Origin of the sequence: Pseudomonas schmalbachii (genome assembly GCF_017589465.1) — a bacterium.
Lineage (GTDB): Bacteria > Pseudomonadota > Gammaproteobacteria > Pseudomonadales > Pseudomonadaceae > Pseudomonas > Pseudomonas schmalbachii.
Window position 1 is genome coordinate 113,127 of sequence record NZ_JAELYA010000006.1, and the last position, 26,275, is coordinate 139,401.

21 protein-coding genes are annotated in these 26,275 nt (G+C 62.9%); 13 read left to right on the forward strand and 8 right to left on the reverse strand.

The window, feature by feature from the left end; all coding sequences use genetic code 11:
• Nucleotides 1–38: 38 nt before the first annotated feature.
• On the forward strand, nt 39–2,330 hold the full coding sequence (locus JFY56_RS16105; protein ID WP_208314851.1) for a DUF1631 domain-containing protein: 2,292 nt from the start codon (nt 39–41) through the stop codon (nt 2,328–2,330).
• Between the two features lie 10 nt (nt 2,331–2,340).
• On the forward strand, nt 2,341–2,673 hold the full coding sequence (locus JFY56_RS16110) for a PilZ domain-containing protein (protein ID WP_208314852.1): 333 nt from the start codon (nt 2,341–2,343) through the stop codon (nt 2,671–2,673).
• A gap of 292 nt (nt 2,674–2,965) precedes the next feature.
• On the opposite strand, the gene clpB is transcribed toward JFY56_RS16110, so the two are convergent.
• The 3 genes from clpB to rluD all read right to left on the reverse strand — a co-directional run bounded on the left by clpB (nt 2,966) and on the right by rluD (nt 7,446).
• Nucleotides 2,966–5,530, reverse strand: coding sequence for an ATP-dependent chaperone ClpB (gene clpB / locus JFY56_RS16115; RefSeq protein ID WP_208314853.1), 2,565 nt, complete (start codon nt 5,528–5,530; stop codon nt 2,966–2,968).
• 234 nt (nt 5,531–5,764) lie between these two features.
• A complete protein-coding gene (gene pgeF / locus JFY56_RS16120; protein WP_208314854.1) occupies nt 5,765–6,490 on the reverse strand; it encodes a peptidoglycan editing factor PgeF in 726 nt (241 codons plus the stop codon).
• Nucleotides 6,487–7,446, reverse strand: coding sequence for a 23S rRNA pseudouridine(1911/1915/1917) synthase RluD (gene rluD / locus JFY56_RS16125; RefSeq protein ID WP_208314855.1), 960 nt, complete (start codon nt 7,444–7,446; stop codon nt 6,487–6,489). The genes pgeF and rluD overlap by 4 nt, the downstream gene beginning before the upstream one ends.
• Nucleotides 7,447–7,592: 146 nt before the next feature.
• Here rluD and JFY56_RS16130 point away from each other — a divergent pair, with 146 nt between their 5' ends.
• The 4 genes from JFY56_RS16130 (at nt 7,593) to JFY56_RS16145 (ending at nt 11,975) form a co-directional block, all read left to right on the forward strand.
• On the forward strand, nt 7,593–8,618 hold the full coding sequence (locus JFY56_RS16130) for an outer membrane protein assembly factor BamD (protein WP_208314856.1): 1,026 nt from the start codon (nt 7,593–7,595) through the stop codon (nt 8,616–8,618).
• A 192-nt stretch (nt 8,619–8,810) separates the two neighbouring features.
• The gene (locus tag JFY56_RS16135) at nt 8,811–9,041 is read left to right on the forward strand and encodes a PP0621 family protein (protein WP_208314857.1); all 231 of its coding nucleotides are present in this window, start codon (nt 8,811–8,813) and stop codon (nt 9,039–9,041) included.
• Entirely contained in the window at nt 9,022–10,623 is a 1,602-nt protein-coding gene (locus tag JFY56_RS16140) for a sensor histidine kinase (RefSeq protein ID WP_236032763.1), read from the forward strand. The genes JFY56_RS16135 and JFY56_RS16140 overlap by 20 nt, the downstream gene beginning before the upstream one ends.
• 14 nt (nt 10,624–10,637) lie before the next feature.
• Complete coding sequence (locus JFY56_RS16145) at nt 10,638–11,975, forward strand: sigma-54-dependent transcriptional regulator (RefSeq protein ID WP_208314859.1); 1,338 nt, start codon at nt 10,638–10,640, stop codon at nt 11,973–11,975.
• Between the two features lie 152 nt (nt 11,976–12,127).
• Here the strand turns inward: JFY56_RS16145 and thiO are convergent, their stop codons facing one another.
• Nucleotides 12,128–13,219, reverse strand: a complete 1,092-nt coding sequence (gene thiO / locus JFY56_RS16150) for a glycine oxidase ThiO (protein WP_208314860.1) — start codon at nt 13,217–13,219, stop codon at nt 12,128–12,130.
• Between the two features lie 212 nt (nt 13,220–13,431).
• Between thiO and JFY56_RS16155 the strand changes: the two genes are divergently transcribed.
• The 7 genes from JFY56_RS16155 to JFY56_RS16185 all read left to right on the forward strand — a co-directional run bounded on the left by JFY56_RS16155 (nt 13,432) and on the right by JFY56_RS16185 (nt 21,282).
• Nucleotides 13,432–13,944: a GspH/FimT family pseudopilin gene (locus tag JFY56_RS16155; protein ID WP_208314861.1), complete on the forward strand. Its 513-nt coding sequence runs from the start codon at nt 13,432–13,434 to the stop codon at nt 13,942–13,944.
• 150 nt (nt 13,945–14,094) lie between these two features.
• Nucleotides 14,095–14,568 (forward strand): GspH/FimT family pseudopilin, encoded by a 474-nt coding sequence (locus tag JFY56_RS16160; protein WP_208314862.1) that lies wholly within the window; start codon nt 14,095–14,097, stop codon nt 14,566–14,568.
• Nucleotides 14,565–15,044 carry a type IV pilus modification protein PilV gene (gene pilV / locus JFY56_RS16165; RefSeq protein ID WP_208314863.1) on the forward strand — a complete coding sequence of 160 codons (480 nt, stop codon included), beginning with the start codon at nt 14,565–14,567 and terminating at the stop codon, nt 15,042–15,044. The genes JFY56_RS16160 and pilV overlap by 4 nt, the downstream gene beginning before the upstream one ends.
• Nucleotides 15,041–15,688, forward strand: a complete 648-nt coding sequence (locus tag JFY56_RS16170) for a PilW family protein (RefSeq protein WP_208314864.1) — start codon at nt 15,041–15,043, stop codon at nt 15,686–15,688. The genes pilV and JFY56_RS16170 overlap by 4 nt, the downstream gene beginning before the upstream one ends.
• Nucleotides 15,688–16,149, forward strand: a complete 462-nt coding sequence (locus JFY56_RS16175) for a pilus assembly PilX family protein (protein WP_208314865.1) — start codon at nt 15,688–15,690, stop codon at nt 16,147–16,149. Before JFY56_RS16170 ends, JFY56_RS16175 begins: the two co-directional genes overlap by 1 nt.
• A gap of 28 nt (nt 16,150–16,177) precedes the next feature.
• On the forward strand, nt 16,178–20,836 hold the full coding sequence (locus JFY56_RS16180; RefSeq protein ID WP_208314866.1) for a PilC/PilY family type IV pilus protein: 4,659 nt from the start codon (nt 16,178–16,180) through the stop codon (nt 20,834–20,836).
• A 32-nt stretch (nt 20,837–20,868) separates the two neighbouring features.
• On the forward strand, nt 20,869–21,282 hold the full coding sequence (locus tag JFY56_RS16185) for a type IV pilin protein (RefSeq protein ID WP_208314867.1): 414 nt from the start codon (nt 20,869–20,871) through the stop codon (nt 21,280–21,282).
• 103 nt (nt 21,283–21,385) lie between these two features.
• Here JFY56_RS16185 and ispH read toward each other — a convergent pair whose 3' ends face one another.
• The 4 genes from ispH to ileS all read right to left on the reverse strand — a co-directional run bounded on the left by ispH (nt 21,386) and on the right by ileS (nt 26,274).
• Nucleotides 21,386–22,330: a 4-hydroxy-3-methylbut-2-enyl diphosphate reductase gene (gene ispH, locus JFY56_RS16190; RefSeq protein WP_208314868.1), complete on the reverse strand. Its 945-nt coding sequence runs from the start codon at nt 22,328–22,330 to the stop codon at nt 21,386–21,388.
• Between the two features lie 165 nt (nt 22,331–22,495).
• A complete protein-coding gene (gene fkpB, locus JFY56_RS16195; RefSeq protein ID WP_408004423.1) occupies nt 22,496–22,930 on the reverse strand; it encodes an FKBP-type peptidyl-prolyl cis-trans isomerase in 435 nt (144 codons plus the stop codon).
• Between the two features lie 13 nt (nt 22,931–22,943).
• A complete protein-coding gene (gene lspA, locus JFY56_RS16200; RefSeq protein ID WP_208314870.1) occupies nt 22,944–23,447 on the reverse strand; it encodes a signal peptidase II in 504 nt (167 codons plus the stop codon).
• Nucleotides 23,440–26,274, reverse strand: a complete 2,835-nt coding sequence (gene ileS, locus JFY56_RS16205; RefSeq protein ID WP_208314871.1) for an isoleucine--tRNA ligase — start codon at nt 26,272–26,274, stop codon at nt 23,440–23,442. Before ileS ends, lspA begins: the two co-directional genes overlap by 8 nt.
• Nucleotide 26,275: the final 1 nt, after the last annotated feature.

A 26,275-nucleotide genomic window follows, 5' to 3' on the forward strand; every position in this document is an offset into this window, starting at 1 on the left:
CGCAGGGTGTTTCGGAGTGACCACGGAAAGGATCGCCAATGAGCACCAAGGACACCCCACCGCCCACCATCATCGCCAGCCGAGGCATACAGCCGCGCTTCGGCGAGTTGGTACAGGGCTGCCGCCAACTGGCGATGAATCGGCTGGCCGAACTGCTCGCCGAGGTCTTCGCTCAGGTCGACGACACCCTGTTCGACTGCGCGGAGAAGGCCGAGAACAACAAGGTGCAGGCACTGTTCTTCGACAGCATGCGCGACATCCGCCGCCAGCGCCCGACGATGGAGCGCGCCTATCACCAGCGGGTCGCCAAGGGACTGGTCGACTTCCTCGAAGGCAAGCTTTCAACCAGCAGCGTGCTCGATGACGCCGATGTCGAGCAACTGGCGCTGGTGGAAGCCGAGGAATACGAGGAAACGGTGCTGATCACCAATATGGTCAACCGGGTCAAGGCGCAGTGCGCGCAGGCCCTGTTCGCCCTGGACCAGCGCCTGGCCCTGCTGAACAACGGCCGGAAGATCAGCGAAGACAACAACCCCTTCGGTCCCCAGGCAATCGCCCGCGCCTTCCGCGAAACCCTGGCCGAAACCTCGCTGCCGCTGCGCATCAAGACCGTGCTCTACGTGCTGTTCGAACAGAAGGTGATGCAGAGGCTCGCGCCGCTCTATGAACAGCTCAACAACCGCCTGGTCGAAGGCGGGGTATTGCCCAACCTGAAATTCCGCCCGCAGCAAGGCGTCACGCGGCAGCCGCCACAGCCGTCCGGAGGCGGCAAGGACGCACCTGCCGGCAACCCGGCGGAACCACCGCAGGGGGCCGCCGCCGGCCAGCCCGGCGACCACGCGCCAGCGGCCTCGATCGATCCGGGCGCTCTATATAGCAGCCTGGCTTCCCTGCTGTCGGAGTATCGCCACTCGGGCACGGGCAACCTGAACCTCGGCAGCAGCCAGAGCATCTCCAGCTTCACCCCGGACACCGCGACCCAGACCTACAGCGCCAACGAGCTGCTGGATGCGCTCAACCGCCTGCAGAAGGAGTCTGCGCAGGACCTCGCCAAGCGCCTGCGCTACCCGCAGCCCGTCGGCCAGTTGAAGGCCGACCTGCACCGGCAACTGGAAGCCGGCAGCGACAACCCGGGCCACTACCGGCTGACCGAGCAGGAAGCCGACGTCATCGACCTGGTCGGCATGGTCTTCGATTTCATCCTCGACGATCCCAACCTGCCCGACAGCTGCAAGACCGCCCTCTCCCACCTGCACACGCCCTATCTCAAGGTCGCGCTGCAGGACAAGGCGCTGTTCACCCAGCACCACCACCCGGCGCGCCGGCTGCTCAACACCATGGCCCAGGCCGGCGTGCTCTACGGCGGCGAAGGCGAGGAACGCAGCCTGCTGGCGAAGATGCATTCGCTGGTGGAGCGGGTCATCCAGGAATTCGCCGGCGATCTCGGCCTTTTCGACACCCTGCTTGCCGACTTCAACGAATATGTGGCGAGCCTGCGGCAGAAGGTCGAACTGCGCGAACGCCGGGCAGTGGAAGCCGCACGTGGGCGCGATCGCCTGCTGACGGCGCGCGAGCAGGCGATCGCCCTGGTGCGCAAGGCCATGCACGAGCATGAACTGCCGCAACTGATCAGCAACTTCCTTGAACTGAGCTGGAGCGACGCGCTGACCTTCATCCTGCTGCGCAACGGCGAGCAGAGCATCGAGTGGCGGCGCGCCTGCGCGGTGGCCGAGCAACTGGTGTGGAGCGTCACGCCGCAGGACAGCGACGGCCGCGAGCACCTGCAGGCGATCCGCCCCGGCCTGCTGGAGGACCTGCGCAAGGGCCTGGAGGTTCTCGGCGGCTACCACGAGGACACCATCCGCCGCCTGCTGCAGGACATCGTCACCTGCCAGCACGCCATCCAGGCGAAGCAACCGCAGATCGCCGCCAATCTCACCCCGGACCTGCCGGAAAGCCCGCTCGGCGCGATGTTGGGGGACGAAACGGAGGATGCGGGTGGCGAGCCGGAGCTTTCCCACCGCGCCCGCACCTTCATCAAGGAACTGGAACAGATCGGCTTCGGCGTCTGGTTCGAGTTCAGCGACACCACGCCGCCGCGCCGGCTCAAGCTGTCGTGGTTCAGCCCGACGACCCACAACTACATGTTCGTCGATCAATCCGGTCAGCGCGCAGCGGTCAAACCGATCATGCAGCTGGCCCTAGAGATGGAGCGCGGCCAGGCCCGTCTGGTCCCCGAGGACCAGAACGCACCGCTGATGGACCGCGCCATGACCGCCATATACCGCATGCTGCAGCGCATCACCGCGCGCCCGCCGAAAACCAGTTGAGGGATAGCCGATGGATGAACGTCGCCAGCACGATCGACACGAGATTGCCTTGACCGTGGAAGTGTTCGATCGCAACTCGGGGCGTTACATGGGGCGCCTGGCGAATCTTTCCGCCGATGGCTTCATGCTTTGCGGCGCGGAGGTCCCGGCCGCCGACTCGGTATGGGAATGCCGCCTGGTGCCGGCGCCACCGCTGAGCGACCTGGGCGAAATCCACCTGGGCGCGGATTGCCTGTGGAGCCGCTACGGAACCGACGGCCAGCTCGGCTGGGCGGGCTTCCACATCATCGACATCGCCGAAGATCAGGCCGGGCTGCTGGAAGAGCTGCTTTCGCGGCTATAGGAACCGGGGCCGTTCTTTTTATTGGTTCCCCCTTCGGCTGAGGAAGCGTCTGTAGGAGCGCCCCATGGGCGCGAATCGCGGGCATGGCCCGCTCCTACGGATGATGTTGAGCTTGCGATACCCATCATTGCCGAACCCGCATGGGTATCGCTGCGCTCAACCCATCCTACGGGTCATCAGCCTCCGTAGGTTGGCGCTGAGCGCAGCGAAGCCCAACATTTGCAGAACCACCACACCACGCAGAACGAGAAAGCCCCGCATCGCGGGGCTTTCTCGTAGGTTGGGGGCCGGATCAGGCGAAGAGGATCTCGTCGTTTTCCACCTTGGCATGGATCTTCGCGCCCGGGTGGAACTTGCCGGCGAGGATCAGTTGCGCCAGCGGGTTCTCGATCCAGCGCTGGATTGCCCGCTTCAGCGGACGCGCGCCGTATACCGGGTCGAAACCGACGGCGATCAGCTTGTCCATCGCCTCCGCGGTCAGGTCCAGGCTCAGCTCGCGCTCGGCCAGGCGTTTGCGCAGGCGGCCCATCTGGATCTCGGCGATGCCGGCGATCTGCTCACGGGCCAGCGGCTCGAACACCACCACCTCGTCGATCCGGTTGATGAATTCCGGCCGGAAGTGCACGTTCACCGCATCCATCACCGCCGCACGCTGCGCCTCGCGGTCGCCGACCAGCTCCTGGATCTGCGCCGAGCCGAGGTTGGAGGTCATCACCACCACCGTGTTGCGGAAGTCCACGGTGCGCCCGTGGCTGTCGGTCAGGCGGCCGTCTTCCAGCACCTGCAGGAGGATGTTGAACACATCCGGGTGCGCCTTCTCGACTTCGTCCATCAGCACCACCGAGTACGGTTTGCGCCGCACGGCTTCGGTCAGGTAGCCGCCCTCTTCGTAGCCGACGTAGCCCGGAGGCGCACCGATCAGGCGGGCCACGGAGTGTTTCTCCATGAACTCGGACATGTCGATGCGTACCAGCGCTTCCTCGGTATCGAAGAGGAACTCGGCCAGCGCCTTGCACAGCTCGGTCTTGCCCACCCCGGTCGGGCCGAGGAAGAGGAACGAGCCGCTCGGCCGGTTCGGGTCGGCCAGGCCGGCACGGGAGCGCCGCACGGCATTGGAAACCGCGACAACCGCCTCGTTCTGGCCGATGACGCGCCGGTGCAGATCGTCTTCCATGCGCAGCAGCTTTTCGCGCTCGCCTTCGAGCATCTTCGCCACCGGGATGCCGGTCCATTTGGACACGACCTCGGCGATTTCCTCGTCGGTCACCTTGTTGCGCAGCAGCTGGTTTTCCTTCTTGCCGTGCTGGTCGACCATCTGCAGGCTGCGTTCCAGATCGGGAATGGTCTGGTACTGGATGCGCGCCATGGCTTCCAGGTCGCCCTTGCGCCGCGCGGCTTCCATCTCCTGCTTGGCCTGTTCGATCTTTTGCTGGATCTGCGCGGAGCCCTGCACTTCGGCCTTCTCCGACTTCCAGATTTCTTCGAGATCGGCGTATTCGCGCTCCAGCTTGGCGATGTCATCCTCCAGCTTGGCCAGACGTTTCTTGGTCGCCTCGTCCTCTTCCTTCTTCAGCGCCTCACGCTCGATCTTCAGCTGGATCAGGCGGCGGTCCAGACGGTCCAGTTCTTCCGGCTTGGAGTCGATTTCCATGCGGATGCGGCTGGCGGCTTCGTCGATCAGGTCGATGGCCTTGTCCGGCAACTGGCGGTCGGTGATGTAGCGGTGGCTGAGCTTGGCCGCGGCGATGATCGCGCCGTCGGTGATGCTCACGCCGTGGTGCACCTCGTAGCGCTCCTTCAGGCCGCGCAGGATGGCGATGGTGTCTTCCTCGCTCGGCTCGTCCACCAGCACTTTCTGGAAGCGCCGTTCCAGCGCGGCGTCCTTCTCGATGTATTGGCGGTATTCGTCCAGCGTGGTGGCGCCGACGCAGTGCAGCTCGCCGCGCGCCAGGGCCGGCTTGAGCATGTTGCCGGCATCCATGGCGCCTTCGGCCTTGCCGGCGCCGACCATGGTGTGCAGTTCGTCGATGAACAGGATGATCCGCCCTTCCTGCTTGGACAGCTCGTTGAGCACCGCCTTCAGGCGCTCTTCGAACTCGCCGCGGAACTTGGCGCCGGCGATCAGCGAGCCCATGTCCAGCGCCAGCAGGCGCTTGTCCTTCAGGCCGTCCGGCACTTCGCCGTTGACGATACGCTGCGCCAGCCCTTCGACGATGGCAGTCTTGCCGACGCCGGGCTCGCCGATCAGCACCGGGTTGTTCTTGGTACGACGCTGCAGGACCTGGATGGTCCGGCGGATCTCGTCGTCACGGCCGATTACCGGGTCGAGCTTGCCGTCTTCGGCGCGCTTGGTCATGTCGACGGTGTACTTGTCCAGCGCCTGGCGCGATTCCTCGGCGTTCGGGTCGTTCACCGCCTCGCCGCCGCGCAGGTTGGCGACGGCGTTTTCCAGCGCCTTCTTGCTCACCCCCTGCCCGAGCAGCAGCTTGCCGAGGCGGGTGTTCTCGTCCACCGCCGCGAGCAGCACCAGTTCGCTGGAAATGAACTGGTCGCCCTTCTGCTGGGCCAGGCGGTCGGCCTGGTTGAGCAGGCGCGCCAGATCCTGCGACAGGTTCACGTCGCCGGTGGGGCTCTGGATCTTCGGCAGCGCGTCCATCTCTTTATTCAGGGCGGTGCGCAGGGCTGCAATGTCGAAGCCGACCTGCATCAGCAGGGGCTTGATCGAGCCGCCTTGCTGCTCCAGCAGCGCGGAAAGCAGGTGCACCGGCTCGATGGCCGGGTGGTCGTGGCCGACAGCCAGGGATTGGGCATCGGAGAGGGCAAGCTGCAGCTTGCTGGTCAAACGGTCTATTCGCATGGGGTCGTCCTTCCTTCGTATAGCGGGCCGGAGCGATGAGTGCCCCTGGTCAAGAAATAACCCACCGGGATGCCAGATAGATAAGGACGATTGTGGCCGCTTCAAGCCTTCAGGCAATGATTCCGGTCAGATTGCAGGAAGGAGCCGATGTTTCCGTAGGTTGGCGCTGAGCGCAGCGAAGCCCAACATCTGCCAAACCGTTACATCGTTGGGCTTCGCAAGCTCAGCGCCAACCTACGCGAGCCAGACCAGGCTGGCGAAGCGACCGGTGCGGGCGCTGCGGCGGTAGGAATAGAAGCGTTCGGTGTCGCTGTAGGTGCAGAAACCGCCGCCATACACGGACTCGACACCGCGCGCGGCGAGGCGGATGCGTGCCAGTTGGTAAATGTCGGCCATGTAGCGCCCGGCATTGCTGCTCGGCTGGAAGGCCACGGCGGCTTGCGGATGTGTCGCGAGGAAGGCTTCGCGTACTTCGGGGCCGACTTCGAAGGCCTGCGGGCCGATGGCCGGGCCGAGCCAGACCAGCACCTGGTCCGCCGGCAGCGCCAGGGCGTCGAGGGTGGCTTCCAGCACGCCACCGGCCAGCCCGCGCCAGCCGGCATGGGCAGCCGCCACGCGGGTCCCGGCGCGGTCGCAGAACAATGCAGGCAGGCAGTCGGCGGTCAGCACGGCGCTGGCGATGCCGGGCGTCGAGCTCCAGCTGGCATCGGCTTCCGCCACCACGACCGGATCGGCCTCGGCCACGACGACGCCATGCACCTGGCGCAGCCAGGCCGGCTGGCAGCCCAGTTCGGCAGTCAGGCGCCAACGGTTTTCCGCGACAGCCTGCGGATCGTCCTCGACATGATCGCCGAGGTTGCGGCTATCGAACGGCGCCTGGCTGACGCCGCCCTCCCGGGTGGTCACGCAGGCGCGGACATTCGCCGGAGCCGGCCAGTCGGGAGTCAGCCAATCCGTCATACGAAGGACTCGTTATCCTGGCGCAGCAGGCTGAGCAGCCAGGTGAAATCGTCCGGCAGCGGCGACTCCCACTTCATCCGCACGCCGGTGGCGGGATGATCGAGCTCGAGGAAACGCGCGTGCAGCGCCTGCCGGGGATAATCGCGCAGCGCCTCGACCAGGGTCGGGTTGGCGCCCGGCGGAATGCGGAAACGCCCGCCATAGACCGGATCGCCCACCAGCGGATAGCCGATGTGCGCCATGTGCACGCGAATCTGGTGCGTACGGCCGGTCTCCAGCTTGACCCGGGTATGGGTGTGCGAGCGGAAACGTTCGAGCACGCGGTAATGGCTGATCGCCTGCTTGCCGGTGGGAATCACCGCCATCTTCTGGCGCATCACGCCATGGCGCCCCATCGGCGCGTCGATCTTGCCGCCGGAGACGATCACGCCGACCACGATGGCCTCGTAGATGCGGCTCACCGAACGCGCCTGTAACTGGGCGACCAGATTGGTGTGCGCCTCCAGAGTCTTGGCGACCACCATGAGGCCGGTGGTGTCCTTGTCCAGGCGGTGGACGATGCCCGCGCGCGGCACGCTGGCGAGCCCTGGCACATGGTGCAGCAAGGCGTTCAGCAGGGTTCCGTCCTGATGGCCGGCGGCCGGGTGAACCACCAGTCCGGCAGGCTTGTCGATGACCAGGATCTGCTCGTCCTCGTAGACGATTTCCAGGTCGATGTCCTGGGCCACCCACTCGCCCTGAACTTCCAGCTCGACCTCGAGTTCCAGGCGCGAACCGGCATGCACGATATCGCGCGGACGCAGCACGGCACCGTCGACGGTCAGATAACCGTCCTTGATCCAGCCGGCAAGGCGCGAGCGGGAGTGATCGGAAAAGAGTTGCGCGGCGATCTGGTCGAGACGCTGGCCGCCCAGCTCAAACGGCACTTCGGCCGCGAGTTGAATGCTATCGGACATGAGGGGACACGATGGGCGCGCGGCCTTTTGGTTTCGGCTACGCGCTGTGGTTAAATACGGGACTTTGTTCCAGGGAGGCCCTGGGGCACCAATCATAACAGACGGCTGCGGCCACGACAGCCGACCGTCCAGGGATGCAAGCCGCCATGCAAGTGAAACACCTGCTGCTGATCGCCACCCTCGCTTTCGTCACCGCCTGCTCGTCCAAGGGTGACAAGGTCGACGAGAACCTGAGCGAAAACCAGCTGTACCAGCAGGCGCAGGAAGATCTCAACAACAAGAGCTACACCAATGCCGTCAATAAACTGAAGGCACTGGAGTCCCGCTATCCGTTCGGCCGCTATGCCGAGCAGGCGCAGCTCGAGCTGATCTACGCCAACTACAAGAACATGGAGCCCGAGGCCGCGCGTTCCGCCGCCGAGCGTTTCATCCGTCTGCACCCGCAGCATCCCAACGTCGACTACGCCTACTACATGAAAGGCATGGCGTCGTTCAGCCAGGACCGTGGCCTGATGGCGCGCTTCCTGCCGCTGGACATGACCAAGCGCGACCCGGGCGCCGCCCGCGACTCCTTCAACGAGTTCGCCCAGCTCACCAGCCGCTACCCGAACAGCCGCTACGCCCCGGACGCCAAGGCGCGCATGGTCTACCTGCGCAACCTGCTGGCGGCCTACGAAGTGCATGTCGGCCACTACTACCTGACGCGTCACGCCTACGTCGCCGCCGCCAACCGTGGCCGCTACGTGGTGGAAAACTTCCAGGAGACCCCGGCCGTCGGCGATGGCCTGGCGATCATGGTCGAGGCCTACCAGCGCCTGGGCCTGAACGATCTGGCCGACAGCAGTCTGCAGACCCTCAAGCTGAACTACCCGGACAGCCCCAGCCTGCAGGACGGCCAGTTCGTCCCGCGCGAGGAAGCGGAGGACAACCGCTCCTGGCTGGCCAAGGCCACGCTGGGCCTGATCGAATCCGACGTACCGCCGCCGGACCAGGTGCAGACCCAGGCGAGCAAAGACGTGATCCGCCAGTACGAGGACGCCGTGCAGGCGCTTCCCTCCGAGCTGAAGCCGGAAAACCAGGCCGACGAGCCGGAAGAACAGCCGGAAGCGGAAGAAGAGCAACCCCAGGGCCGCTCCTGGTGGAGCCGTCTCACCTTCGGCCTGTTCGACTGATACGCCAGGGTTGCAGAAAAGGGAGGCCGAGGCCTCCCTTTTTCGTGGCCGACGATTGGCCTGCTCCGCACCCGATGAGCCGCCGCAAGCCACACATTGCAACGGAAACAATCCACAACTCCTGCACCGCGCGCCTGTGTTCGGCGCGCCGGCTTGGATACACTGCTGCAATCGATGGATTAAGGGGAAGCCATGATCCGCCTGCTCTTCTGGATCGCTCTGTTCGCCCTGGCCTGGTGGCTCTGGCGCAAGGCCACTCGTCCGGCCCCCCAGGCGCCACGCCGGGATGAAACCGCGGAGCCGATGGTGCGCTGTGCCCAGTGCGGCGTGCACGTTCCCCGCACCCAGGCGCTGCAGGACGATCAACGCTGGTATTGCAGCCGCGCCCATCTCGAACAGGACCATGCCAAGCGTGAGCGTTGAAGGCATCTCCCTGACCAGCCAGCAGGGACGGAACATCCTTCGCCTCTATCACCTCTACCGCCTGACCATCGGCCTGCTACTGGTGCTGCTGATCTCCAGCAACCTCGATGACGACCTGCTCAACCTCAGCCACGCCCAGCTGTTCCATATCGGCTGCTGGGTCTACCTGATCGTCAACATCCTGGTTGCCGTGCTGATGCCCGGCCCGCTGCATCTGCTGCCGATCTTCCTGCTGGCGGTGGTCGATATCCTCATGCTCAGCGGCCTGTTCTACGCGGCCGGCGGCGTGCCCAGCGGGATCGGCAACCTGATGGTCGTCTCCGTGGCGATCTCCAATATCCTCGTGCGCGGCCGCATCGGCCTGCTGATCGCGGCATTCGCGGCCAGCGGCCTGATCTACCTGACCTTCTATCTCAGCCTCAGCCTGCCCAGCTCGATGAACTACTACGTGCAGGCCGGCGGGCTCGGCGCGATGTGCTTCGCGTCGGCGCTGCTGATCCAGGCGCTGACCCGCCGCCAGCGTTTCAGCGAATCCCTTGCCGAGCAGCGCGCCGCCACGGTCGCCAGCCTCGAAGAGTTCAACGCGCTGATCCTGCAGCGCATGCGCACCGGCATCCTGGTCCTCGACCACCAGTACCGCGTGCTGCTGGCCAACCAGAGCGCACTGACCCTGCTCGGCCGGCAGGAGCTGGTCGGCCAGTCGATCGACCAGAGTTTTCCCGAACTGACCGCCAGCCTGCAGCAATGGCAGCGCAACCCCACCCTCCGCTCGCCGAGCTTCCAGGCGCAGGACACCAGTCCTGCACTGCAACCAGGCTTCATCCCGCTGCACCGCGGCAACGAGCAGCACATCCTGGTGTTTCTCGATGACATCTCGCAGATCGCCCAGCAGGCCCAGCAGCTCAAGCTGGCGTCCCTCGGCCGGCTGACCGCCGGCATCGCCCATGAAATCCGCAATCCGCTGGGCGCGATCAGCCATGCGGCGCAGTTGCTGCAGGAATCCGAGGTGCTCGACGTCCACGATCGCCGCCTGACGCAGATCATCCAGGACCAGTCGCGGCGCATGAACCTGGTGATCGAGAACGTCCTGCAGCTTTCCCGCCGACGCCAGGCGAATCCGCAACTGATCGACCTGAAGTACTGGCTGTACCGCTTCGCCGGCGAGCTGCGCGAGAGCCTGCGCGAGACCGAACGGCTCCATCTGCAGGCCGGCAGCGGCAGTATCCAGACGCGCATGGACCCGAACCAACTGACCCAGGTACTGACCAACCTGGTCCAGAATGGTCTACGGTACAGCACGCAGAAACATGGCACCGGCCAGGTCTGGCTGAACCTGTTCCGCGACAGCGAAAACGACCTGCCGGTGCTGGAAGTGCTCGACGACGGCCCCGGCATCAGCCCCGAGCAGCAGGCCAGGCTGTTCGAGCCGTTCTTCACCACCGAAACCAAGGGTACGGGCCTGGGTTTGTACATTTCCCGCGAACTGTGCGAAAGCAACCAGGCCCGCATCGATTACAAGACGCGCAACGTGGGCGGCAGCTGCTTCCGCATCACCTTCGCCCATCCGCGCAAACTCAGTTGAAAGAAGCCGAAAGCATGAGCCGCCAGAAAGCCTTGATCGTCGACGATGAACCGGATATCCGCGAGCTGCTGGAGATCACCCTTGGCCGCATGAAGCTGGATACCCGCAGCGCCCGCAACGTCAAGGAAGCCCGCGAATACCTCGCGCGCGAGCCGTTCGACCTGTGCCTGACCGACATGCGCCTGCCCGACGGCACCGGGCTGGAACTGGTGCAGCATATCCAGCAGCGCCACCCGCAGGTGCCGGTGGCCATGATCACCGCCTTCGGCAGCCTGGACACCGCGGTCAACGCCCTGAAGGCCGGCGCCTTCGATTTCGTGACCAAGCCGGTCGACCTCGGCCGCCTGCGCGAACTGGTCAACACCGCCCTGCGCCTGCGCACGCCCGACGCCGAGGAGGCGCCGATCGACAATCGCCTGCTGGGCGACTCGCCGCCGATGCGCCTGATGCGCAACCAGATCGCCAAGCTGGCGCGCAGCCAGGCGCCGGTCTACATCAGCGGCGAATCCGGTAGCGGCAAGGAGCTGGTAGCCCGGCTGATCCACGAACAGGGACCGCGCAGCGAAGCGACCTTCGTGCCGGTCAACTGCGGCGCGATTCCTTCCGAACTGATGGAAAGCGAATTCTTCGGCCACCGGAAAGGCAGCTTCACCGGCGCGGTGGAAGACAAGCTCGGGCTGTTCCAGGCTGCCAATGGCGGCACCCTGTTCCTCGACGAAGTCGCCGACCTGCCCTTGCCGATGCAGGTCAAGCTGCTGCGCGCCATCCAGGAAAAAGCCGTGCGCGCGGTGGGCGGCCAACAGGAAGTGGCGGTGGACGTGCGCATCCTCTGCGCGACGCACAAGGACCTGGCCGCCGAAGTCGCCGCCGGACGCTTCCGCCAGGATCTGTACTACCGCCTGAACGTCATCGAACTGCGGGTTCCGCCGCTGCGCGAACGCCGCGAGGACATCCCGCTGCTGACCGAGAGCGTGCTCAGGCGCCTCGCCAGCGACAGCGGCCTGCCCGCCGCGAGGATCAGCGCGGATGCCCTGGAAAAACTGAAGAACTACCGCTTCCCCGGCAACGTACGCGAGCTGGAGAACATGCTGGAGCGCGCCTACACCCTGTGCGAGGACGACCTGATCCAGCCCCACGACCTGCGCCTCGCCGAGTCCGCCTCGGCCGACGGCAGCGGGCAGGCCACCCTGGCGCAGATCGGCAACCTCGAGGACTACCTGGAAGACATCGAGCGCAAACTGATCATGCAGGCGCTCGAAGAAACCCGTTGGAACCGCACCGCCGCCGCCCAGCGCCTGGGCCTCACCTTCCGCTCGATGCGCTACCGCCTGAAGAAGCTCGGCATCGATTGAAGTAGGTTGGCGCCGAGCGCACATCCGCCAAGCCCCGCACCGATCGACACGTAGGTTGGTGCTGAGCGCAGCGAAGCCCAACACCTGCCGGGCCATTACACCGTTGGGCTTCGCAAGCTCAGCGCCAACCTACGAAATCACGAAACCCGGCGTCAGATCCGCCCCTCCGGCGCATAGGGCAGCGGATCAATGATCGCCTCCCGCCCCTGCATCAGATCGACCAGCAAGCGACAGGACGCCGGCGCCAGCACCAGGCCATTGCGGTAATGCCCGGTGTTCAGCCACAGCCCGGAATGTCCCGGCACCGGACCGATGAACGGAATGCCTTCCGGCGATCCCGGCCGCAATCCGGCCCAATGGCGGATCGGCTGCTGGCCGGCCAGCGCCGGCAGCAGTTCCTCGGCCGAAGCGCGCAGGCTGGCCAGCGCCTCGTCAGTGGGAGTCTTGTCGAAACCGGCATGCTCCAGCGTGCTGCCCACCAGGATATGGCCATCGCGGCGTGGAATCGCATAACGCCCCTTGGCCAGCACCATGCTGGAAAGGAAATCCGCATCGCACTTGTAAAGGATCATCTGCCCCTTCACCGGCTCGACAGGCAATTCCAGCCCAAGCTTCGCCAGCAGTTCGCCGCTCCACGCACCGGCCGCCAGCACGACCGACTCGGAGCGAATATCACCCTGCGAAGTACGGACGCCCAGGATGCTGCCAGCCGACTCGATGAAACCATCCACCTCGCAGCCTTCCCGCAAAGTGACATTGGGCATGGCTCCCAAAGCTTCCCGCAGCGAGCGAGTCAGTCGCGGATTGCGCACGTTGGCCACATCCGGCATGTGCACGGCACGGCCAAAGCCTTCGCCCAGCGCCGGCACTGCCGCCCGCACACTGTCGATATCGACTTCATGCAAGGGACGGTGGTTGACCCTGGCCCACTCCAGCGCCTCGGCCTGGTCTTCCAGGTCCAGCCAGTAAAGCCCGGTGACATGCACCTCGGGATCGACGCCGGTATCCGCCAGCAGGCGCTGGCCCAATTGCGGGTAGAAGTCCTGCGACCAGTGGGCCAGATTCGCCACCGCGCGGCTGTAGCGCCATGGATAGAGCGGGGAAACGATGCCACCGCCCGCCCAGGAAGCCTCGCGCCCCGTCTCGCCGCGCTCCAGCAGCGTAACCCTGGCGCCCTCCTGCCCAAGCAGCCAGGCGCTCAACAGCCCGACCACTCCCCCACCCACAACGATTACATCCGGCATGCCACACACCTTCTGGCCCAAGGAAAAACATGGCGCTCATGCGCGCCGCCACTATACCGGCCCGATTCCACTGCTGACCAATCGGTAAAAAACCCGAAGGCGCCCACGATTTCCAAGGCAACTCCCTACAAGATTCCCTGTAGGCCAGCCCCTCAAGGCCGCGCGAACAAGCCGATACTCCCGAAGCAGACCAACGGACCACGGAGCGGGCCATGTCGAAGACTCGGGGATTCAGCCTGGTGGAAATGCTCATTGTCTTGAGCATCCTGACAATCGCCCTGTCCTTCGCGGCGCCCTCCTTCGGCGACTTCATCGCCAAGCAACGTATTCAAACTGCCTTCGACAACCTGAATGGCGCCATCCACCAGGCCCGCTCGACCGCCGCCCTAACCGGTCGGTCAGTCAGCCTGGCCGCCACCAGTGGCGATTGGGCAAAGGGCTGGAGCCTGTTCTACGACGCGAACAACGATGGCATTCGCCAGGAACATGAAGAACTGATCAGCGTTCACGAAGCGCTGCAGGACATCCAGGTGCTGGCCGACAGTACAACCCGCCGCTACATCCACTACGTACCCGCCGGCTACAGCATCCAGAAGAGCGGCGCCTTCCACGCCGGCAACCTGGCAATCTGTGGAAAAAGCGCTCGCGGCTACAAGATCGTCATCAACCGCGCCGGCCGGATACGCCACGAAACCGCGGCGACCAGCGAGCTGTGTCCAGGCTGAAAACCTCACGGCCCTTGCGCGACCTAGTTCACAGGAAGCAAAACTCGACGACCGGATATCGCCCGAACGGTAACGGTCATCCATAGAGAAAGGAAATTTCCCTCTGAAGCAGGCAGCATTTCCGCTATCCAGAATGTAAGGAATGCGCCTATGCCCTCCCCCCTGAAGTCCGCGGGGTTTTCGCTGATCGAGTTGATGGTGGTGGTTGCGATCATCGCAATCCTCGCCTCCATAAGCGCACCCAACTTCCGCAACCTTATCCTCGATAACCGTCTGGCCAACACGACGAATATGCTGCTCGGCTCGCTGCAACTGGCCCGCAGCGAGGCGGTCATGCAACGTACGACCATCAGCGTCTGTGCAGCCAACGATGGCAAGAGCGCCTGTGCCACCAGCACCAACTGGAGCAATGGTGCATTGGTCATGAAGGGCTCGACCGTGCTGAAGGTGGTCAATCCGGTGAGCGACCAGGTCACCATCACCAGCTCAACGAACAAAGTCGACTACCTGCCTGACGGCACCACCACAGCAGCAACCATTTCGATCAGCGACACGCGCCCGGCATCCCGCCAGATCAAGGTCAACGCCATCGGACAGGCGTGCAGCGGGAGTGCCTGCTCATGAGACTCAGGAAGAAAAGCGGCGGCTTCACGCTGATCGAGGTGCTCATCGCGCTGGTCATTCTTGCAGTCGGGCTGCTTGGAATGGCCACACTGATGACCTCCAGCATGCAGTCCAGCCAGGGGGCCTATCGCCGCAGCCAGGCGAGTCTGCTGGCCTACGACATCGTCGAGCGGATGCGTTTCAATCGCGAGCAGGCCGTCACTACCAATGACTACGTCCTCACCACAACCTCTGGCGCAACCACCGAGCCTAGTTGCGGCACCGGCGGCTGCACCGCCACGCAACAGGCACAACTGGATATGTTCCAGTGGCGACAAGCGCTCTCCGCTGCCCTGCCGGGCGCGGTCGCAAGCATCAGCCGCAGCAATGACTTCCAGTACCAGATAATCATCGCCTGGGATGAAGTCGGCTCGACACTCAAGAAGCAGGACGACTCGACCGTCACCCCCACCTTCACCCTGAGAATCGACCTATGAAGCGGCAACTCGGCCTCTCCCTCATCGAGTTGATGATCGCGATCCTGATCAGCTCGCTGCTGTTGCTCGGTGTACTGCAACTGTTCAGCAACACCTCCGCTTCGGACCGCACCAACACAGCACTCGCTCGCGTCCAGGAAAGTGGTCGGATTGCCCTGGAAATCATCGGTACCGATGCCCGGCGCGCGGGATACCAGGGCTGCGGCTCCGCGGCGGAAACGACTACCGTGGGCAGCCTGACCTTCCCGGAAGCGGCAATCGCCACCGCCACCTCAAGTATTACCTTCCGTTATGCAACAGGCGTCGATACCGGGACGGCGTTTGCCTTCAAGACGGCTTGCAGCGGCGGTGCTCTTTATCTCAATACGATTACCTATAACAGTTGCCCGAATAATGGAGTGGCACGGTTGTGCAAGACGGTGAATGGCGCGACTGCCACGCCGATTCTCGACAATGCGAACATCACCGCAATCAGCTTCGGAATCCCCAGTGGCGGAACCTTCAAATGGAAGGACAACACCTCCATCACCACTGCCGAGCTAGCGGAGGCTCATGCGGTTCGCGTAACGCTGACTGTCAGTGACGCCCGAAACGAAATTTCCCGCTCGTTCACCGGCACCTACGAACTCAGGAATCGCCTCTGATGAAAACGCATGCATCCCAGACCGGCATGGCCCTGCTAGTCAGCCTGGTTCTGCTGCTCCTGCTTACCATCATCGCCATCACCGCCGCGACCCAATCCTCATTGCAGGAACGCATGGCCGCAAACAGCCAGCAACAGAACGTGGCGTTCCAGGCCGCGGAGAGCGGGATTCAGGGCTGGATCGAGAAGTTCAACCGCAATCAACTCATCGTCGCCATGTCCACTGAAAAAGTCAGCCTAATGCCGACTGTTTCCTACACAGCGAGCGCTGCTAAACCCAGCGACTGCACGGCCGTAATGCCACCTTTCTCCCTAAGCGCCAATGAGGACGGGGCTCCAGCACGATACGCCTGCTTCAACATAGAAAGTACCGGCAAATCGTGCGCCGACGCAGACTGCGCCGACGCCAACAATCCTGCCCGCGCCAAGCACCAGCAAGGCCATCTGGTTCGCTACTTCTAAGCCCTGTGATCAAGGACCTGGAGTCTTCATGAAAGCACCGATCTTCCTCCGCTCCGTTCTTGCATCCTGCATGGGAACCCTTCTGCTTTTGCAGGGAGCGATCAGCTATGCCGACGATACGGAAATCTTCTTCGGAGGATCGACCATCGATTCGGGTATCCGGCCCAATGTGCTGTTCATTCTCGACGACTCCGGGTCAATGAATGACAACAAGACCCCAACCCGCATGGCACAGTTGAAGAGCGCCTTCAGCACCATCATCAACAGCGCCGGTAGCATCAACGTCGGGGTCATGGCACTGAACACCAAAACCGGCGGCTCTCGACTGCTCTCTCCAGTCCGCCCGATCGACGAATCAATTAACGTCAAGCTATCCAGCCCGGTGCTTCTGGCCAGTGGCGATGATGCCAGTTATTTCAGCAGCGGCACGGCGAATATTACCGATCCGACACTGGTCATGGGTTACACGGGAAACAGTGAGCAAAGCGTTACCCGTTCGCTAGGAACCAGTTCCACTTATTCGACGGAGTTCGCCTCGTACTATGTAGTGCGCAAGGACAGCGTCGACTATGCCTGCTCATCCAAGATTGCAGACGCAGGAACGGTATGCCCGAGCGGCACCAAGGCCACGATCGATTCCACGACAGGCAGTTCCGGCAACGACGGAATACTGTTGTTCCGCAACCTGAATATTCCGGCGGGAGTCAAGATCGAATCCGCCCGACTGGTTCTGACACGTGCCAGCACTGGCACCACCAGGTCTTTTTCGGTAAAGATCGAAAACACAAAAACTGCGGCAGCCTTCAATAACGATGAAAGCATCGGTAGCGACCGGAGCTACAGCAACGGGGACTTGAATATATCCTCGATCACCCCCGCACTAAACGGAAATGAGCTGACCTTCGACCTCAAGAGTCAATTCGAGAAATTGCGGGTACTGTCCCCAGCGGCCAACCCCATCAGCGATGTCTCCCTGCGCCTACGAGGAACTGGCAGCAACAGTTACTCCTGGTACTTGGGCAATGGCACCACCTCCTCTCCAGAGAACACTCCCCGCCTGGAAGTCACATGGTCAAGCAGTGAAAGCGTAAACCGCACTACCGGCCTGCGTTTCCAGAATGTCGCCATTCCCAAGGGCGCCATCATTACTTCTGCCCGCATCGACTTCGTACCAGCGGCCTCCGATGATCGTCCCGTGACATTCAGTGTCACCGCACAGGACAGTTCGGACACAGCAGCCTTTACTGGTACCGCTGCCGACTTCACCGGCCGGGCCAAGACCGCGAACAGTTCAACATGGACACCTGCTGAATGGCGTACCACCAGCCCGCAGGTATACGTAGAAGGCCCCACTGTCACAGCCCTGGTGCAGACGGTCGTCAACAACACCGATTGGTGCGGCAACAATTCCATGGCCTTCTTCATCACCCCAACAGCTGGATCGGGAAACCGCACTGCCTTCAGTGTCGATGCGGCCAAGGATCTTCAACCCGTGCTGAACGTCAAATATGAAGGTGGTGACGACGGATGCCTGGACCCGATACTCAACATATCCGTCATCGACAATAAGGATGATGGTACGCAGGAAGGAACCACGTCAGGCGAAAGAACCCCCAACCTGACTTCATCCACACTTTCTTTCAGCAACGACTACATCGTCAGCCGCTATCAGAAGGTGCCTATCAAGAAAGGGGCCAAGGTAAAAGAAGCACAGATAATTGTTACTCCAAACAATACCAGCAGCGGAACTGCGACTGTTTTCATTGAAAATACAGATAACTCATCCGAGCTCAACACCAATAGCCGCAACCTGAGCAATCGTTTCCCTAGCAGCGGCAGTACTACATGCACCTTCTCCCCCAGTACCGCTGGAATTCCAGTCAGTTGCTCGGCTGCGGGAATCAAGACTCAACTGGAAGCCCTTTTCGCTCGCGACGGATGGGCTGACGGTAATGCACTCAGCCTCCTGCTCAAGCCCAGCAGTGGCACTCTGGCGTTGAAATCACGGGACAGCGGTGCGGGCAACAGCATCGTCCTGCGCGTCAAGCTCGCGTCCGGGGGATTGGGTACGAACAGCTACACGATTCGCGACTACACCAACGGTATCGTACAAGGGCTGTCGGCTAGCGGTAATACGCCTATCGTACCCGCCCTGAACGACGCCGCTGGCTATCTGAACCAGACACAGGGTAAACATTCCGGCTCCGTCCCCAGTCCCATTACCAGCTCGTGCCAGGCCAATTATCTGGTTCTGCTGACCGATGGCGAGGCCAACAACGGCAACAACTCGACCGAGGCAGGTCCAGCACGAACCAGCATTGCCAGCCTGACCGGCAAGACCTGTACAGGCGACGCAACGGACAGCGACGAGAAATGCGGGCGGACGCTGGTTGAATGGATGGCGACCGCAGACCAAGCAAGTTTCGATGGCCTGAATACCATCACGACCCACACCATCGGCTTCAACACCAGCAACAATGCCCAGGCCACGACCTTCCTCAAGGACCTGGCCAGGCTGGGCAAAGGCAAGGACTATCAGGCAGAAAACGCCGGTGAGCTGGCCAGCGCCTTCGACGATATTGTCCAGGCAGCCCTGGCCACCAACACCACATTCGTGAACACAAGCGCCCCGGTGAACACGTTCAACCGTGCCGACAACCGGGACGAGCTCTACTTTGCCCTGTTCCGCCCTTCCGAAACGGATCGCTGGATAGGGAACCTGAAGCGCTACCGCCTGCAAACCGAAGGAACGGTCGCCACTATCGTCGATGCCGATAACGCACCGGCCATTGATGCCAACACCGGCTTCTTCAAGAGCAGCGCACGCAGCTTCTGGACCCCCAACCAGGACGGTGCCGACATTGCCAAAGGTGGCGCTGCTCTCAACCTGCCGGCGCCCGACAGTCGCAAGCTGTTCACCTACTTCGGTAATTCCCCGGCAGGAGTTCCAACTGCCTTGGAAAGTCTGGTGGCTAGCAATACCAACGTTACTGCTGGAAAACTTGGCGACAGCAGTATGACCACGGTCGAACGCGCCAACCTGATCAAGTACATCCGTGGTACCGATACAGACGTAAATGGAAACGACACGAATCGCCAGGCACTCGGCGACCCCATCCACTCGTCCCCACGCCTGGTGACCTATGGGTGCCACACATATACCGACGACGAATGCACCGATCCGGATCTGAGCGCAATCATTGGTACCAATGAGGGCTTCGTCCATGCCCTCGATACCAAAACCGGTGCCGAGCAATTTGCTTTCATGCCCGAAGCGTTACTGCCGAATATCAAGCAACTTCGGACCAACGCGAAATCCACCTCGGGCAAACCCCGCCTGTATGGCATGGACAATACCGTGACCGTCTGGGTGAACGATGCCAACAACAACGGTGTCATCTATGGCGACCCAACCACCAGCACCACCACCGGGCTGAACACGGGAGAGTTTGTCTACGCCTATCTCACCATGGGCCGAGGCGGTAACAATATCTACGCGCTCGATATTACCAACCGAGATACACCACGCATGCTGTGGCAGATCCTCGGCGGCACGACACCAGGCTTCGAAAAACTTGCCCAGACCTGGTCCACCCCTGTCAAGACCCGGATCAAGGTGGGCACTACCATCCGGGACGTGCTGATCTTTGCAGGTGGATACGACAAGGACCAGGATGACCTGAATACCTCCACCAGCGTGTACGCCGAAGACAATATCGGCAACGCCATCTACATCGTCGACGCCAAGACTGGCGAAAAGATCTGGTCCGTCAGCAACACCAGCGGCCATGACCTGACACTGGCGAAGATGAAATACAGCATTCCCAGTAGCGTCCGGGCAATCGATATCCAGGAGGAAAATGGAGTGTTGGTGACTGACCCTGACAGACTGGCGGATCAGTTCTTTGTCGGGGATATGGGGGGCCAGGTCTGGCGCTTCTATATCAACAATGGCAGCAGCGGCGCCAACCTGGTAACTCCTGCCGGCACCAGTGGCGACGGCGTTTTCGCAAGCATAGGTGGCACAACGGCCGCCTCGGCAAGACGCTTCTACAACGAACCGGATGTCGCCGTACTGAACCTCAACGGCAACCGCTCCCTGACCGTGAACATTGGTAGCGGTTACCGGGGACACCCGTTGAACGAATACATCGAGGATCGTTTCTATTCATTCCGCACCTCGGTTCTATTCAAAAGCACCGGTGAAGGAACCCTGCGCGAAAGCGACCTCTACAATGCCACCCAGAACCTGGTACAGGCCGGTGACACGGCGCAAAAGAACACCGCCAATACAGCCTTCCAGCAAGCCTCTGGTGGCTGGTTCATCACGCTTACCAACTCCGGAGAGAAAGTGTTGTCACGCGCGCTGACTGCTGGCGGCATACTGTTCTTCAACACCTATGAGCCCACCACCAGCACGGCAGCGTGTAGCGCAGCAGTCGGCAAGAACCGCTCCTATTCGGTACGTCTACTCGATGCCACACCAGCCTCGATAGAAGCGAACGGCAACGGAACGCCTGCCGATCGCGCCGAACTCAGTAATAGCGGTGGCATTTCCGGTGACCCGCAATTGTTCTGTAGCGGTAACAACTGCTGGATCTTGAAGGACTTTCCGATACCACCTTCTTCTGCAAAAAATCCGCCCCTAGGAAAGACATACTGGATCGACACCTCCAACCCCGACTAATCAGGACGTCCAAGGCAGAGAACATCGAACCAATGAAAAAACAATGCGGATTCACACTGATCGAACTGATGATTGCCGTAGTCATCATCGGCATCCTCGCCGCCATAGCTATCCCCAGCTATCAGGGATACGTCCGCCGCTCTGCCTGCGAGGATGCCAAAGCCGTACTGATTGGCGCAGCCAATGTGATGGAGCGCTTCCGCGCGCAGAACAATACCTACGCCAACGCAGCGCTTGGCGCCTATGCCGCCAGTCCGGTCGATGGGGCGAGCAAGCAGGCGGATATCGCCATCAGCGCCTCAACCGCCACCACTTACACCCTGACGGCGACGCCTCGCGATAGTGGTCTGCTGAAGGGCAAGGGCACCCTGACCCTGGATTCCACCGGGGCTCGTGGCGGCACCGGTGCGCTGGCCAATACCTGGGGGAGTTGTAGCGGGATCTGAGCATCCGCCGGTGGGGGCGTTGGGCTTCGCTGCGCTCAGCGCCAACCTACAAATACGAAAAAGCCCGATCGTTTGATCGGGCTTTCTTGTTTCCGGGTGAGGCTTATACCGCCTTCACCCTCAACTCCTTCGGCATCGAGAACGTGATGTTCTCCTCACGCCCATCCAGCTCCACTTCCGGCTCGGCGCCCCATTCGCGGAGTTGTTCGATCACACCGCGCACCAGCACTTCCGGGGCGGAGGCGCCGGCGGTGATGCCGACGCGCTGGATTCCATCGAACCATTCGCGGCGCATGTCTTCGGCGCCGTCGATCAGGTAGCCGGGGGTTCCCATGCGTTCGGCGAGTTCGCGCAGGCGGTTGGAGTTGGAGCTGTTCGGGCTGCCTACCACCAGCACCAGTTCGCACTGGTCGGCCAGTTCCTTCACGGCGTCCTGGCGGTTCTGGGTGGCGTAGCAGATGTCGTTCTTGCGCGGGCCCTTGATGTGCGGGAACTTGGCGCGCAAGGCGTCGATCACCTTGGAGGTGTCGTCCATCGACAGGGTGGTCTGGGTGACATAGTGCAGCTTCTCGGGGTTGCGCACTTCGAGGGCAGCGACGTCTTCCTCGTCCTCCGCCAGATAGATGTCGCCGCCATTGGCCGTGTTGTACTGGCCCATGGTGCCTTCCACTTCCGGGTGACCTTCGTGGCCGATCAGGATGCACTCGTCGCCGTCGCGGCTGTAGCGCACGACTTCCATGTGCACCTTGGTGACCAGCGGGCAGGTGGCGTCGAACACCTTCAAGCCGCGATTCTCGGCTTCCTGGCGCACGGCCTGGGAGACGCCGTGGGCGCTGAAGATGACGATGGTGTCATCCGGCACCTGGTCCAGCTCTTCGACGAAGATGGCGCCACGATTGCGCAGGTTCTCCACCACGAACTTGTTGTGCACGACTTCGTGGCGCACGTAGATCGGCGGGCCGAACACGTCCAGCGCGCGGTTGACGATCTCGATCGCGCGATCAACGCCGGCGCAGAAGCCGCGGGGGTTGGCGAGTTTGATTTGCATGACGGGATATCTCGGCGCGCGGGAAAGGTTGCCAGTGTACTTCGAAACTTCGATGGGCATCGCTTTGCTCAACCCATCCTACGCGGAACATGCAGGCTGGGTTGAGCCTGCGAAGCCCAACGTAAGCAGACACCATTGTTGGGCTTCGCTGCGCTCAGCGCCAACCTACGACGCTGGCTTGACCTCGATGATTTCGACTTCGAAGGCCAGGGTCTTGCCGGCCAGCGGGTGGTTGAAGTCGATGGTGACCTGCTGCTCGTCGAAGGCCTTGACGATGCCTGGCAGCTCGGTCTTGGCGGCGTCGTGGAAGATCACCAGCAGGCCTTCGGCGAGTTCCATGTCCTGGAACTGCTCGCGCGGCATCACCTGTACGTTGGCCGGGTTGGGCTGGCCGAAGCCATGCTCCGGCTCGATCTGCAGGGTGCGCTTGTCGCCGGCCTTGAGGCCGTACAGCGCCTGCTCGAAGCCCGGCAGCAGGTTGCCGTCGCCGACCTTGAAGGTCGCCGGCTGCTTGTCGAAGGTGCTGTCGACGACGTTGCCGTCTTCCAGCTTGATGGCGAAATGCAGGGTGACTTCCGTGTCCGCTCCAATGCGCTGCATGTTTTCAGAAGACTCAACCATGAGCGGTCTCTCCGGATTTTTTCGATCTGAACATGTCCAGCGCCAGCATGACGGCGCCGACGGTGATGGCGCTGTCCGCCAGGTTGAACGCCGGGAAGTACCAGCGGTTCTGCCAGTGCACCAGGATGAAGTCGACCACGTGGCCGAGCATGATGCGGTCGTACAGGTTGCCCAGCGCACCGCCCAGCACCAGCGCCAGGGCGATGGCCAGCCAGGTTTCATTGGCCTTCAGGCGCTTCAGCCAGACCACCAGCACGACGCTGACGACGATGGCGATCAGGGCGAACAGCCAGCGCTGCCAGCCGGAGCTGTCGGCGAGGAAGCTGAACGCCGCGCCGGTGTTGTAGGCCAGCGTCCAGCTGAACAGATCGGGAATGACCACGATCTGCTGGTACAGCGTCAGCTCGTTCTGGAAGAACACCTTGCTGGCCTGGTCGAGGATGAACACCAGTGCGGTTATCCACAACCAGGGCAGGCGACCGAAACGGTCAGGCATAGTGGCGTACCTCACCCTCGCCTTCGATGTTCTCTACGCAGCGGCTGCACAGGGTCGGATGCGCGGCATGGCTGCCGACATCGGCGCGGTGGTGCCAGCAGCGGCCGCACTTGGCCTCGCCGGACTTGACCACTTTAAGCTTCAGGCCCGGCAGCTCGCTTTCCACTGCATCGGCCGGCGCCTGGGCCAGCGGAGCGACGGCAGCGGTGGAGGTGATCAGCACGAAGCGCAGCTCGTTGCCCAGCTTGTCCAGGTCCGCAGCCAGCGCGTCCTCGGCGAACAGGGTCACTTCAGCCTGCAGGTTGCCGCCGATGGCCTTGGCCGCGCGCTGGTTCTCCAGCTCCTTGTTGACCGCAGCCTTGGCCGCCATGACCTTGTCCCAGTACTCGCGACCCAGCTCGGCATCGGCCGGCAGCTCGGAAAGGCCTTCGTACCAGGTGGTCAGCATCACCGACTCGGCACGCTCGCCCGGCAGGAACTTCCAGATTTCCTCGGCGGTGAACGCCAGGATCGGCGCGATCCAGCGCACCAGCGCCTCGGCGATGTGGAACAGCGCGGTCTGGCAGGAACGACGGGCGACGCTGTCGGCCTGGGTGGTGTACTGGCGGTCCTTGAGGATGTCGAGGTAGAAGCCGCCCAGTTCCTGCACGCAGAAGTTGTGCACGCGGGAGTAGACGTTCCAGAAGCGGTAGTCGCGATAGGCCTCTTCCAGCTCGCGCTGCAGCAGCAGGGCGCGGTCGATGGCCCAGCGGTCCAGCGCCAGCAACTGGTCGTTCGGCAGCAGGTCCTTCGCCGGATCGAAGCCGCTCAGGTTGGAGAGCAGGAAGCGCGCGGTGTTGCGGATGCGGCGGTAGGCATCGGCGCTGCGCTGCAGGATGGTCTGGGAAACGGCCATCTCGCCGGAATAGTCGGTGGCGGATACCCACAGACGCAGGATGTCGGCGCCGAGGGTGTCGGTGACCTGCTGCGGGGCGATCACGTTGCCCAGCGACTTGGACATCTTGCGGCCGGACTCGTCGACGGTGAAGCCGTGGGTCAGCAGTTGGCGATACGGCGCGTGGTTGTCGATGGCGCAGCCGGTCAGCAGCGAGGAATGGAACCAGCCGCGGTGCTGGTCGGAGCCTTCCAGGTAGAGGTCGGCGGCCGGACCGCTGGCGTGGCCGAGCTCGGCGTGCGAGCCGCGCAGGACGTGCCAGTGGGTGGTGCCGGAATCGAACCAGACGTCGAGGGTGTCGCTGATCTTGTCGTACTGGCCGGCTTCGTCACCGAGCAGCTCGGCGGCGTCCAGCTTGAACCAGGCCTCGATGCCTTCCTTCTCCACGCGCTGGGCGACGGCTTCCATCAGCTCGACGGTGCGCGGGTGCAGGTCGCCGCTTTCCTTGTTCAGGAAGAACGGGATCGGTACGCCCCAGTTGCGCTGGCGCGAGATGCACCAGTCCGGACGGCCGGCGATCATACCGTGCAGGCGCGCCTGGCCCCAGCTCGGCACGAACTCGGTCTGCTCGATGGCAGCGACGGCACGCTCGCGCAGAGTCGCGCCCTGCTCCGGCTGCTTGTCCATACCGACGAACCACTGCGCAGTGGCGCGGTAGATCAGCGGAGTCTTGTGCCGCCAGCAGTGCATGTAGCTGTGGTTGACGGTTTCGTGGGCCAGCAGGCAGCCGACTTCTTCCAGCTTGGCGACGATGTTCGGGTTGGCCTTCCAGATGAACTGGCCGCCGAAGAACGGCAGCGACTCGACGTACACACCGTTGCTCTGCACCGGGGTAAGAATCTCGTCGTTATGCATGCCGTAGCGCTTGCAGGTGTGGAAGTCGTCCTCACCGTAGGCCGGGGCCGAGTGGACCACGCCGGTGCCGGCATCCAGTGCCACGTAATCGGCCAGGTAGACCGGCGAGAAGCGCTCGTAGAACGGGTGGCGGAAGCGGATGTGCTCCAGCGCCTCGCCCTTGGCGGTGGCGATCACCTGCCCTTCCAGCTTGTAGCGCGCCAGGCAGCTCTCGGCCAGCGCTTCGGCGACCAGCAGCAGCTTGTCGCCGGCATCGACCAGCACGTAGTCGATTTCCGGGTGCACGTTCAGCGCCTGGTTGGCCGGGATGGTCCACGGGGTGGTGGTCCAGATGACGATGTAGGCGGTCTTCGCCAGACTCGGCAGGCCGAAGGCGGCAGCCAGCTTGTCGGCGTCCTCGATGGGGAAGCCGACGTCGATGGTCGGGGATTTCTTGTCGGCGTACTCGACTTCCGCCTCGGCCAGTGCCGAACCGCAGTCGAAGCACCAGTTCACCGGCTTCAGGCCCTTGAACACGAAGCCCTGCTTGACCATCTCGGCCAGGGCGCGGATCTCGCCGGCCTCGTTGGCGAAGGCCATGGTCTTGTACGGGTTGTCCCACTCGCCGAGCACGCCCAGGCGGATGAAGTCGGCCTTCTGCCCTTCGATCTGTTCGGCGGCGTACTCGCGGCACAGTTCGCGGGTCTTGTCCGCCGGCAGGTTCTTGCCGTGGGTGGTCTCGACCTTGTGCTCGATCGGCAGGCCGTGGCAGTCCCAGCCCGGCACGTAGGGGGCGTCGTAGCCGGCCAGGGTCTTGGAACGGACGATGATGTCCTTGAGGATCTTGTTGACCGCGTGACCGATGTGAATGCTGCCGTTGGCGTAGGGCGGGCCATCGTGCAGGATGAATTTCGGGCGACCTTCGCCAATCTTCCGCAGCTTCTGGTACAGGCCAATGTCGTTCCAGAACTTCAGGGTTTCCGGCTCGCGCTGCGGCAGGCCGGCTTTCATCGGGAAGTCGGTTTCGGGAAGGTTCAGCGTCGGTTTGTAATCGGTCATC